Origin of the sequence: Terasakiispira papahanaumokuakeensis, assembly GCF_001709345.1 — a bacterium.
GTDB lineage: Bacteria > Pseudomonadota > Gammaproteobacteria > Pseudomonadales > Halomonadaceae > Terasakiispira > Terasakiispira papahanaumokuakeensis.
Window position 1 is genome coordinate 1,326,379 of the sequence record NZ_MDTQ01000001.1, and the last position, 12,704, is coordinate 1,339,082.

Sequence of the window (12,704 nt, forward strand, 5' to 3'; positions counted from 1 at the left end):
CGGCGCATAGGTGGATGTAATGGATCGAATGAAGCGGATGCTTAAAGCGCTGACACGTTTTTGGCCAGCGGCGATTCTCCTCTGGTTGACCGGGCTTGCGCTATGCGTGCTGGTGTTGCCGTTATGGGTCGCCGAGCGTGAAACGTTATTTCAGTGTATGGCGTTATGGACCGCCTTTTGGATGTTGGTGGTGGTGTTGCGCCTCTATTACCGGATTCGGGCTGAGCGCAGTATTGAGAATCTGGTTGAGTTAGAAGTTCAGCGTGATGGTGCCGAGCAGGCAGGTGACTATCAGGTATTGCGTGAACGGCTGAAGCATGCCATTGCGATGCAGCGTGCCGCCTTGGGCGATTCACGCAGTGGGGCGTCACTTTATGAACTGCCCTGGTATCTCGTTATGGGGCTTTCTGCGGCGGGCAAAACCTCGCTGCTGAGCCGCTCGGGGATGACCAATGGCATGGCCGGACAAGCGGATGCAGCGGCCATGAGCGGTACCCGCCATTGTGATTGGTATTTCGGGCGTGAGGCCGTGATGATCGATACGGCCGGTCGCTATTTGGTCGAAGACCAGCCCGCGGCAGAATTTGCAGATTTTTTGAAAACGCTGCGACGTAAACGCCGCAAGCCCGCCATCAATGGTTTGGTCTTGGTGGTCAGTTTGCCTGAGCTGTTGCGCGAAAGCCGCCAAGAGGCGCAGCATTTGGCCGATCAGCTGGCGTTACGGATGCAGAGCTATCGCGAGTGCCTCGGGGTTAATCCGCCGGTTTACCTGTTTTTCAGTAAAGTCGATTTATTGCCCGGCTTTGCTGACACCTTCTCATCGTTGGATGCTGAGGCTCGTCAAACCCCTTGGGGGATGACATTCGCTCGTGATGAGATCCGCCAGCAAGGCGTTCACGACAGTTTTAATCAACATTTCCAGACCCTCGTGAGCCAACTGCACCATCATGTCGATCAGGCGCTTGAAGCCCAAGGCGTTGAGGCCTCCAGTGCTTTGCTGCGATTCCCTGATTATTTCGCTGAATTGGCTGGGGTGTTGAGCGATTTTCTTCGTCGCTTTGACCAGCGTGTTCATCCTGAAGATGCACCGATGTTGCGGGGGCTTTATTTTACCAGTGCGCTGCAAGAAGGCTCACCGTTACCGGCGCTATTCGATGAGCAGTGCCGTCAATCTTTTGCTTTAAGCCCCCAAACCTCCCTTTCAGCGTCTACTGGGCCGCTTGCAAGCGCACCATTGGCCGGTGGGACTGCAGCAGAGCCCTTGTCGGCTGATGGATTATCCCATACCGGTTCATTCAGTACCTCGCGTGATTACTTTATTCGTGATGTGTTTACCCAGGTCATTTTGCCGGACCGTAATCTCAGTCGTCAGAATTTGCTGCAACGGTGGTCCCCGACGTTGACCGCAGGTGGGGCGGGCTTGTTGTTGCTGATGGTGGGGTTGCAGGCCAGCTCGACTTGGCATAACCGCCAATGGCAGCAAGAGATCAGCCATTCTCTGGCGACGATGCAAGTCCCTGGTGATTTGACCGATGAGCAGCAGCTCAGGCTGCTGCAGCAATGGCCGGTATTGTTAGAGCAGCAAGAGACTTTTCAAAGTGAAGGCGTGCCGATCACTTGGGGAATGGGGCTATATCAGGGGCAGTCGGTTGGGCCGACCTTGAAACAAGCGTGGGCCACCATGATGCGAGAGCAAGCGTTGGCCCCGATGTTGAGTCACTTGAAACAGCGCTTGCAGGCGGTCAATGCATTCACGGCTCGACTCAACGTGCCTGAACGGCGTGATGAGTCTGCCACTGATCTAGAGATGACCGACGAGCAGCGTCATAAAGTGAAGCAAGCGGCTGATGAGGCCCGTCAGCAGGCTCAGTCGATTGCTGAAAAAGCGGCTCAGCAAATGCAGGAGCAGGCCACTCAAGGGCCGACATTCAGCCGTCCGAGGAGCCTGTCTGATGTGCGCAGTAGTGTGCGCAATGATTTGGAAGAAAGAACGGTCGATAACGCCCGTCAAGCTTGGTGGTCGACACGCAGTGATGCACGCAATGAAATGCACCAACGTTTAGATCGTGTAGGGGAGGGCCAGTCTACGCCTCAAGCACCCACCTTGGGCCTTGGTGATGATCCCCGTTTTTCTGGTGAATCCGGCCAGCGGCAGGGGCCGGTGGTGTCTGATAGTTTGATGACCCAGTTAACGTCAGCCCAAGTCGCGCGTTTGATCGAAGGTTATTCCAGCCTGAAGTTGTACCTGATTCTGACCGAGCCGGAAGCCCACCCTGATCAAGCGCCCTTTGTCGCGGAAGTCATGCCCAGGTTATTGCAACAGTTATCCCTTGAGTCTTCTGATGGCGGGCTAAGCGTTGGCGCCTTAAAGGATTGGGATGAGGCGACGATTCAGGCCAATAGTCAGCTTTATGCGCACTATCTGGCACAAAAAACGGCGCCTGAAATGCCACAGGATGAATTTCTGGTGGCCCAGTCTCGTAAAAGCCTGAATGCCTTTTTGATGGATAGCAGCCTGGTTGATCGCACCTATCTGCAGTATCAGCTGGCCGTTGAACAACGTTATCGTCCTTTGACGCTGGCCGATATGGCACCGGATACACCGAATCAACTGCTGTATGCCGGGCGTTCTGTCCCCGCTTTTTATACCCGACAGGTCTGGGAAGACTATGTACGGCCAGCCATTTTGGAGACGGTTTCCGGCGATTTAGAGCAGCAATCAGATTGGGTCTTGGATGATGAAGCCATGCAAACGGCGGTGCAATCCAAGGCACGTTTTGTACGCCAATTAATGAAACGTTATAAGCATGATTATGCGGTCGCTTGGGAGCGCTTCCTGGGCAGTGTTCATGTCGCTGATTTTGACACCTTAAAGCAAGCCAGTGGTGGCCTAGCGCCGTTGGGCGATGTGCAGGCCTCGCCCTTACGTCAATTGCTTGAAGCGGTGGATCAGAATACGCGTTGGGATCAGCGCCTCAGCGAGAAAGCCGATGAAGCCGCCGGTGGTGACCAGGGCTTCTGGACGCGTGTCACCGGGGCTTTTGAGGCGGAAAGTGAATCTGCCGGTGTCGCTTTGTCCGATCTGCCGCGCATTAATGATGGGGCTTTGACCGCGCATTTCCGCCCGGTTCGTCGTTTGTTAGAAAATGAAGGCGAGTCGCAAACGGCCGAAGGCTCTTTGTTGAACCATTATTTACTGGACTTACGTCAGCTCAAGGCGCGCATCGATAATATTCAATCCGCGCGCAACCCGGGGCGACGCAGTAAACAGCTGATTGCCAGCACTTTAGTGGGCGATAAAACAGAATTTACAACATTGCGTGATTTTGTGGCGGCTCAAGTCGATATTTCGCGCTCCTCATTAGTGGCTTCACTTAAGCCCTTGTTTGAGCGCCCTGTCGAGAATACTTGGCAGGCGTTGAATGGCCCGGCGCGGCATCAGTTGAACCAAGCCTGGGATGCGCAAGTGCATGATCCTTGGGAGGACATGATTGCTGGGCGTTATCCCGTCGCCGACTCGGTTAACGAGGCGTCAGTTCGTGATATGCGTCATTTCATCGATCCTGATGCCGGGGTCTTGGCGAAATTCCGCAAGGATGAGCTCGGGGCTTTGGTCGATGGCCAGGAAGGCGCCCGCTCGGCATTGGTGGATCCGCGCATGTTGCGCAGTATGGATAAAGCAGATGCCTTGGGGCGTGTCATTGAAAGCCTGTCGGATCTGCGTAATGGGTTTGAAGTGCGCATGGTGCCCACGCCTGGGGTGACGGATATTCTGCTGACCATTGATGGGCAGACGCTGCACTATCGTAATAACCGTCAGGTTTGGGAACGCATGGTGTGGCCGGGTGAGCAGGAAAAAGCCGGGGCGCGGTTGGACATCGTCACTCGCACTGGGCGTCGCCATACCGTTTTTGACTACCCCAATCGCTGGGGGCTGTTACGCATGATTTACAGTGCCCGGATCACGCCGCTGGATCGAGCACGTCAACGCTTTAGTTGGGAGACGTTTGCGGGCGAAATCAGTTTTGAAGTGCGCAACTTCGGTGGTGTCTCAATGACAGATTTGAAACAGATTCGCTCGTTGGATATGCCGAGGTTAGTGCGATGAGTCAGTCGATGCCGGGTCGCTTGGGTTGCTTCGGCAAGTTGCCATCGCATGCGGATTTCATCGGCATCAATGCCCATGATGAAACGGTTAGAGCGCTTGATGGTTGGTTGCAGCGTAGTCTGGTGGACTGGGCGGAGACTGAACCTCATTGGGTGGCGCAATTCGATGCCTTGCCACTGAATTTCTTTAGTTTTGTGGATGCGGCTGGACATGGTTTGTTAGGCGGCATGATCAGTTCTCAGGATGCCAGTGGTCGGCGTTATCCTTTTTTCGTTTTTCAACGGCTGGAGCCTTCCATTGTGGCGCAAACTGAAGGGTTAGGGCTGCATACGTTGGCCGAGACTTTATCCGGTCAGATGAGGTCTTTGTTGATTAACGCGGTCCATGGTGGCCTTCAGCCCGAGCAGGTCATGGATCACTTAAGGCCTATGAGTACGCAAGACGTGAGCTTGTACCAACAAGTGCACATGCGATTTCTGCAGGATTTTAGTTTTGCTGATATTGCCGCCAGCTTGCAGCGTGACTGGCCTGAATTTATTCCTGAGGCCACCTTGCATCGATTAGCGGCGCTTATGATGCGCTGGCGCGAGCAGCCTGAACGGGGAATGGCGCTATTACCGTTACCTGCAGAGCGCGGATTAAAGCGATCGGTCGCTGATCTCTGGTTGCGCTGGTTACAGCGAGGGCTGCCGACCGATTCGTACGGGTTAAGCGGTCACGTTTCAAAAGGTCACATTTCAAAAGGTCACATTTCAAAAGGTCACAACGGGCCTGAATACAGTAGCTGGCTATTGGATGACTTTATGCGGCCACAATTATTGATTGTGCCGCCGTCATCGCGAGCGGTGCCCTTTTTTCGTGCCTTACAGGGGAGCGCTGCTGACTCAGAAGTCTTTGATGTTCTGGCGTCTTTTACCGTTGATGAACCCCACCCAGGGCACTTGCAATTACCGGATATGCAGCAGCCGCTGCATGAGTTTACCGCCGTTTTTCCGGGTCAGAAGCCCGTTGAGATGAGTAACGGATGGAGCCTATGAAAGCCTTTCGCTGGTCATTAGTGAAATATGCCATATTAAAGTATCTCCCTTATGTTTTAGGCGGCCTGTTCTTTGCCAGTATCTTTTTAATCTGGTGGCTAGGCCAGCTGTTGGGGTTTTCGTCTTTAGGGAGTTTATTGACGGGGATTGGGGTCTTTTTAGTCCTCTCGCTGGGCTATGTGTTGTTGTTATACCGCGGGATTGGTCAGCAACAGCAGCTTGAGCATCTATTGCTTGATGAGGCCGATCGTGAAGTCTTGGATGCATCACCCCAGGATCGTGAAGAGGTCGGGTTACTGCGAGAGCAGTTATTACAGGCCGTTGAGCGTCTGAATAAGCAGAAAGGGAAGCGCCATGGCATCAATCAGGATGCCCTCTATCAACTGCCATGGTACATGATTATTGGCCAGCCGGCGGCGGGTAAGAGCACAATGGTCTATCAGTCTGGGTTGAACTTTCCTTTTGCGGATCGTGAGCAAGCCCGAGTCGCTGGCATGGGCGGCACGCGTCACTGTGATTGGTTTTTCAGTGCCGATGCGATCTTGCTGGATACGGCCGGTCGTTATATGGATCACGAAGGGGATGGCGGTAAATGGAAAGCTTTTTTATCGCTGCTGCGTAGTCACCGGCCTCGTTGCCCGCTCAATGGGCTGATTGTTGCGGTCAATATCCAAGATGTGATCAGTGGCACGGCGCAGTCTCGTGAGCAGCTGGCTAAACAGTTGCGCGAGCGAATTCAAGAGGCGCGTGAGCGCCTTGAGGCCAGCTTGCCGATTTATCTGGTCTTTACTAAGTGCGATCTGATTGAAGGCTTCACTGACTTTTTCTCCCATTTATCGGCCGATCAGAAGGCCGAGGTGTTGGGGCATACGTTCCCCCATGAAGGGCATGAAACGGTCAACTGGGCTGAGCAGTTTGAACAGGCCTTTGCCCGGTTGCAGCATCGTTGGGAGGCGATTGGTGAGTATAATCTTGCTCACCGGGATGTGCGCGATACACGAGAAGATCCCGCCAGTTGGCACTTTCCGTTGGAGTTTTCCACGCTAGAGTCTCCTTTGCAGCAGTTTGTGACCATGCTGACCAATGATAATCCGTATCAGGCTGAACCTCTTTTGCGTGGTTTCTATTTTGTCAGTGCCTTGCAGGAGGGAGCGGCGACACTTGGCCCTTGGGCTCATACGGTTCATCAACGGTTTGCGTTGCGCCGTGATCGCAATGGTGAGCAAGCGGCACGGCGTGAAAAGCCATTTTTTATTCATGAGCTTTTCAGTGAAGTGATTATTCCTGATCAGCACTTGATCAGCCGCTATGCGCATCATGATGATGAGCGTCAGCGTAAGCGTCGTTGGCTGACCGCGGCCAGTGTGGCCTCATTGGCATTATGTTCAGCTTGGAGTGTTTCGGCTTGGCGCAATCATCATGAGTTACGCCAACTGGATCAGCAGATTGATCATGCGCAGGCTTCTGATGCCAATTTCAGTGGCAGTTATGCGCCCTGGGCGACGCTGGATGCCTTACGACAGGCCGCCTCTCGTTATGATCAGCGCCATTTTGTTCAGGATGAAGTGCCTTGGAGTTTGGGCTTTGGTCTTTACCAGGGCATGGATGTTGAGCAAGCGGTTCGTCAGCGTTACTTCTCTGCCTTGGAACCTGTGATGCTGGCGCCACTGGCGCATAACTTGACGCAGTCGCTCTACACCTTAACGACGGTCAAGGTCTACAAACGCAATACCGATCGCTTGGAAGATGTCAGTATTGAGAGTGTGGCTCAGTATGCTGAGCCTGAGGATAATCAGCCTAGGGCCTTGGCTGAGTTTGGTCGTCAGACCTTGGATACTTATGAAATGCTCTCGACGACGCCACGGGATGAAGTCGACGCGCGTTTTTTGACTCAGCATATTCCTGCTTTTTGGTATCTGGATCTTGAAGCGCGCACGCCGAATCCGAAAACACTGGAGCGGACTTTAGATCTGGCAGGGCCTCAGGTGGCATTTTATAGCCAGCAGTTATCGCATCCGGATGTTCCCCGTATTAATGGCAATGCTTTTTTGATTACGAGTATTCGTAACTATATTGATAGCCTGTTGGAACAGAGTCTGACACGGCCTCAAACGATTATGCTGGGGTCGGATACTTTGTTTGCCTTTGGCCGAGGCGACTATGCGGGGTTGCAGACTGCCGGTCGTCGGGAGTTGAATGCGGTGGCTCAGCAATTAATGAATACACAGAACTTAGGCGAGGTGGTGATCACCGGCCACGCCGACCGTTTGGGCAGTGTGGAAGCTAATCACCGGTTGTCACTGGAGCGTGCGCAAACGGTCCGTCAGTACTTGGTCGGTCGAGGGATTCCTTCGGGCTTGATTCAAGCGGATGGTGAAGGGAGTCAGCGTCCGCTAGTGACTTGTCAGGAAAACTTATCTCGGGCCAAGTTGATTAAATGTCTCGCACCGAACCGCCGAGTGGAGATTGAAATTCATAAACAGTAAATATTAATGAAAGGTGCATTATTGATCGGATGCAATGGCATTGATTGAATCACCAGTATGTTGACGTTTCGCCGACCTTTTAGGGTCGGCTTTTTTTATGGGCTTTATCAAGAGTGTGTCAGCTCGACTGTCTACGCTCTCTATGGCATCAATGCTTGATACTGCGCGCGCTCAATCACAAGTGCAACAGAAGGGTGAAGGCGGTATTTATTTGAGATAGGTGTGGGAAAAATAAGCTCAAGTGGGCCCATAAGGGTCGGTGAAAGATAAAAAATAATAAGTTTTTTTGCTATTTTTGCCTGTTGTTTTATTGCGACATCAGGGCGGTGCAAAAAAGGGACGCTTGACTTTTTTAGTTGTTTTTTATTTTTCGGTAAGGTGGTTTTTTTATGTTTCTTTTCTGAAGGAGTTGAAGGGTTTTTGTGTGGGGTTTTGAAGGCTTTTTTATTTTCTATCTACTTGATAATTAAGCGTTTTTTGTTTTTTGTAAGTGTCTTTTTTTATGCATGATTGGGTGAGAGGCGGCCCGTAATGGCCTGTATTTTATTGTCGCATAAAGGAATGCTCGGGGTCGGGATGTGGAGACATTATAAATCGAAATATGCAATATAAATAATGCTTTTCTTGTGTCTAATTATAACGACAGCAGCCAAGCGACACACTTTTATCTAACCTTGGTATTCGAAACGCAACTCAGGAAGGCTGTGGCGTATTAGGTCTAAGTAGCAAGGAATGCGAAATCCTTTATTGTCATTTCTATGCCGCTTACTCATGGCGCCTCATCCGACAAGCACTGGTTGATATTGGCTGGCTAAGTATAACGTTGAGGTCTGCTATTGGGCTATGCGAGCGGGTGACAAGGGTTGCCCCTTAATTAGACGATGAGCGCCGAGCGGTAGCTGTGAATTCAGCCAGTGTTGGCCCAGGGCCTTGCGTTTCATTCAAAAGTTGATGGTGTTAAAGCGCCGTTATGACGAACACTGGCCCTAGGCAGGGACAGTGAATGCCGACAGTCAATCAAGTCTATGGGAGAAATGGAGCATGGCATTTGATTCGTATTTGAAAGTCGATGGGATTCCTGGTGAAAGCCTGGACGACAAACACAAGGATTGGATCGAAGTTTTGAGCTTTGATTTCGGTGCCAGTCAGTCCACGTCAGCGACTGCCAGTTCTGCCGGTGGTGCTTCTGCAGAACGTGTCAACCTGAGTGAATTCCGCATTCGAAAGAATGTTGACAAGGCTTCGGCAAAACTGTTCGAGGCCTGCTGTAAGGGTCAGCACATCAAGGAAGTCGTCCTACATGTGAATCGTGCCGGTGGCGATAAACTGCGCTATATGGAAGTCAAAATGGAAGAAGTCATTGTGTCTTCGACCAAAATGGAAGGGACTTCCACTGTCGCCAGTTATGAGGATGTCGTGAACGCTGAAGATGCTCACGATTTGCCGAACGAAACCATCAAGTTCAACTTTGCCCGTATCAAAATCACCTACACCCAGCAGAAACGCTCTGATGGTCAAGGTGGCGGTAATGTTGCCGGTGGTTGGGATCGCTCCCGCAACAAGGTCTTTGCCTAATTTTGATTTAGGTATGACCGCTCGGCGCGAGTCCTTTGGGGCTCGCGCATCTTTTGTATTTGCTGATCACAGGTCGATGTCATGACTGCAATGCCGACGTTGAATCCCCTCTCGTTTGATGACTTGTCATTAGAAGAGTTGCTGCACGCCATGGAAGAGGGCAGTGGTGAAGATCTCAGTTTCTCATTGTTATTTGATGAGATTAAAGAGGCGCGCCGGGCGGATGCGGCTTATTTACCGCAGGGCGATTGGCAAAAGGAGCTGAAACAGTCGGATTGGGCTGAAGTGATCAAGCTGTCAGCACAAGCATTGCGAGAACAGAGTAAAGATCTTCAGTTATCGGGTTGGTTAACTGAGGGTTTGGCTCACCGCAACGGCTTCGAAGGGATTCATTTTGGTATGAATCTCACCCAAGAACTGTTGAATCGTTTTTGGGAGACGCTTCACCCCCAGCTTGATCCTGACCCTGATGAGCGTATTGCACGCTTGAACTGGTTGATTTCGACATTAACTGAAGTGGTTTACACCTTGCCTCTGATTGAGGGGGAAAGGTATGCCCTGGCCGATTATGAAGAATCGCGCCAAGTCGAAAATCAGGCGCGGCATGACCCCGATGCGATGGGGCAGGCGCTTGATGAAGGCAAAATCAATGCTGAGATTTTTCAACGTTCGGTTGTCTTGACCGAAACAGATTTTCTACGTCACCAACGTGACCGTGTGAGTGCCTGTATTGGCGCTGTGAACGCGTTGGAGACGACCTCTGATGCTCACTTTGGTGTGGAAGGCCCTAGCTTTAGGCCTCTACTGAATCGACTTTCAGAAGTGCATGAGTTGTTGGTGCGCCTGCTGTCTGAACGCGGGGTGACGGATGAAGCGCCGGCGGCGGATACTGCGGATACCGCCATGATGTCGTCATCCGAGGCTCAGCCCGATGACAGCGAGACCCCGGTCGAGCGCTCGGCGACTGCGGCCAAATCGCAGCCCACAGGGGTGTTGCGTACGCGCCCTGAAAGCCGCGATGAAGCGTTTGAGATGCTGGCGGGGGTCGCCGCCTTTTTTAAGCAAACAGAGCCGCATAGCCCTGTGCCTTACCTGGTTGAACGCGCCATTAAATGGGGGCGTATGCCATTGGAAGATTGGCTGTGTGATGTCATCAAAGATGACGGCATCATTGAGGGTATTCGCGATACCTTGGGTACTGTCCGTCACGAGGACTGATCCTCATGTCCAAAACATCGATTTACGATCAGCTTTATCAGCGTCGCCCTACCCCTGAGCCGAAAGTGCCCGAGGCGGCGCCGGTACTCTATGACCCTCAACGTCTCTATTTAATTGATGCGATTACACTGACGCCCTCAGGCCGGGTGGCGAAAGATGACTGGCCTGAACCAGTTGCGCCTGAGCGTGATGTAAGCCTCATTGGCCCTCACGGCGAAACATTGTTGGTCTATCGTGTTCCTGAACTGGTGGATCAAGTCCCCGTTCAGTTGACTGATGCCGCAGCGATCAAAGAATGGCGTTTATTGCAGACTTGGCTCGATGAGTTGATTGCGCTGTTATTGTCCGTGCCAGGGAACGAGGATGGGGGGCTGCCCGACCTGGATGTGATCTGGAGTACCGACTTAACCGGGCATGTTCGGGATCAGGTACACACCTTATTGCGCGACACCCTGTCCGCGTTACGGTTACCGGTCAATGTTCAGCGTGTTGAAAGCTGTCGTCCACTGGCGCTGCATACCCTTCACCAGCAATTGGCGCCGGGTGATCAGCCTGCAGCGCCCTGGGTGCTGTTGCTGGGCGCAGGCTCCTGTGTTCATGCGCCGGGGGTCTCTGCGTTATCTCACCAACAGTGCTTGGCTACGACCACACAACCGGTTGGCTTGCGTCCTGGCGAAGCCGCGTCAGGTCTACTGTTTAAACGGCAGCCGTTGTTATCTGAAAAGATACGACCTGAGAAGCTGCTATCTGAAACGCCATCATCCGAACATACCGATCGCGGTGATGAAGCGGGGTGGTTGTTGCGTCCTGGCTTCGTTTGTCGCCATCCTTCCCGTGATCGCCAGCGTCGAGCGGCTGATCACTTGGATCAGGCCCTATCAGAACACTTCGCAGAGCACTCATCACAACCCGAGCACTCATCACAACCCGAGCAGTCACCAGATCACGGGGTTCCCGACTTTATTGTCGTTGATACCTTGAGCCTGCCTGGACGTTCCGTTGAGTTGGCCACCTTATTGATGAAGCGTTATCCCCATATTGATCTGATTGAGCACGGAGCGGCAGTGGATGCTTTGTGTGGCTGGCCAGGGGTTGTTGCACCACTGATTCAATTGGCCTTGGCTGCGGCCTTAACTGAGGGCGCTGAGGCCAGTGTGGCTGTGTTCAGTGTGAATCAGGACGAGACTACCCCCGTGATCATGCTGGAAACGAGGGCTTCGGCTCACAGTGATACGTCTTATCAAGGTGAAGGGCGAGTGGCGTCGTGAACGCCACTGTATGCCCTAGATGGTGATGAAAGGGTGATTATTCATGCCCTTTTACTGGGATGTGTGAAGAAATCAGCGTGGCACCACAGGATGTTTGATGACCATGCAAGGCGACTGGCTTGCCGTTAATGGTCCAAGTGGGATGGCCCTCAATGATCACGCCAGGCCCATGAATTTTACACACGACCGCATCGCCAACACAGGCGACGGGTATCCCTTCCAGCAAATAATTGGGTTGCCCCGAAACGACTGTACCGCCGTGACTGGTGATATCTCCAACAACAATGACGCCTTGCATGAGCGGGATTCCTTGAATGTTGAGTCCGTGGGAAGAAAAAGACATTCGCCCGTGTTTGGGCGTTGGTACAAATCGGCTGCTATGCAGCCACTCAGCAGAATCTAGGGAGTCAAGTGTGCTTCATGCAAACGTAAGTGATTGGAGACACTTGGCGTCGAGTCTAGTGAACAGGACGATCTGGCTCAGATTGTCAGCCTAAAGGAAAACTCAACCATGGCCGAAACTTCATTTGTCGACACCTTGCTTGAGCAGTTCGATATTGCCCTGTCTCAGCATCAGCGTTTACTGAAATTGGATGTCCCGGCCGCAGGCCCGATGCTGCCGCACCGGCTGGTCGGGCAAGAGGCGATGGGCCAGCCGTTTCGTTATCGTTTGGATTGCATTTCCCAGCGCGGTGACATCGAGCTGAAAACCTTGATGGCGCAACCGGCCACCCTCTCGCTGATGCAGGCCGATGGTAGTTATCGTGACCTCAATGGCTTGGTCGAAGAAGCGGCTCTGCTGGGTGAAGATGGCGGCGTTTATTACTATCAGCTGACGCTGGTGCCCTGGTTCTCCCTGCTCAAACTTGGCCGTGACAGCCGCATCTTTCAAAACCTTAATGTGGTCGATATTGCCACTCAAGTGTTTGATGCCCATGCCGAAGCTGCCGGGCGCTATCGTTTTGATACCCGCCGTGAATACCCGCCGCGCAGCTACTGCGTCCAGTATCGA

General features: G+C 52.6%; 8 protein-coding genes. 7 read left to right on the top strand and 1 reads right to left on the bottom strand.

Annotated features, from left to right (window positions below):
• Positions 1-19 precede the first annotated feature (19 nt).
• From BFW38_RS05775 to BFW38_RS05800, 6 genes are all read left to right on the top strand, one after another.
• Positions 20-4,108, top strand: a complete 4,089-nt coding sequence (locus BFW38_RS05775; RefSeq protein WP_084004479.1) for a type VI secretion protein IcmF/TssM N-terminal domain-containing protein — start codon at positions 20-22, stop codon at positions 4,106-4,108.
• Positions 4,105-5,145 (top strand): type VI secretion system-associated protein TagF, encoded by a 1,041-nt coding sequence (gene tagF, locus BFW38_RS05780; RefSeq protein WP_218186368.1) that lies wholly within the window; start codon positions 4,105-4,107, stop codon positions 5,143-5,145. The genes BFW38_RS05775 and tagF overlap by 4 nt, the downstream gene beginning before the upstream one ends.
• Positions 5,133-7,631 (top strand): type VI secretion system membrane subunit TssM, encoded by a 2,499-nt coding sequence (tssM, locus tag BFW38_RS05785; protein ID WP_245686082.1) that lies wholly within the window; start codon positions 5,133-5,135, stop codon positions 7,629-7,631. The genes tagF and tssM overlap by 13 nt, the downstream gene beginning before the upstream one ends.
• Before the next feature lie 1,041 nt (positions 7,632-8,672).
• Positions 8,673-9,206, top strand: coding sequence for an Hcp family type VI secretion system effector (locus BFW38_RS05790; protein ID WP_068997522.1), 534 nt, complete (start codon positions 8,673-8,675; stop codon positions 9,204-9,206).
• Positions 9,207-9,287: 81 nt separating this feature from the next.
• Positions 9,288-10,424, top strand: a complete 1,137-nt coding sequence (gene tssA / locus BFW38_RS05795; RefSeq protein WP_245686083.1) for a type VI secretion system protein TssA — start codon at positions 9,288-9,290, stop codon at positions 10,422-10,424.
• 5 nt (positions 10,425-10,429) lie between these two features.
• Complete coding sequence (locus BFW38_RS05800) at positions 10,430-11,692, top strand: hypothetical protein (RefSeq protein ID WP_068997525.1); 1,263 nt, start codon at positions 10,430-10,432, stop codon at positions 11,690-11,692.
• Positions 11,693-11,729: 37 nt separating this feature from the next.
• Here the strand turns inward: BFW38_RS05800 and BFW38_RS05805 are convergent, their stop codons facing one another.
• On the bottom strand, positions 11,730-11,990 hold the full coding sequence (locus BFW38_RS05805) for a PAAR domain-containing protein (RefSeq protein WP_068997527.1): 261 nt from the start codon (positions 11,988-11,990) through the stop codon (positions 11,730-11,732).
• Positions 11,991-12,203: 213 nt separating this feature from the next.
• Between BFW38_RS05805 and BFW38_RS05810 the strand changes: the two genes are divergently transcribed.
• The coding region (locus BFW38_RS05810) for a contractile injection system protein, VgrG/Pvc8 family (protein ID WP_175400943.1) at positions 12,204-12,704 on the top strand (501 nt) is incomplete at its 3' end.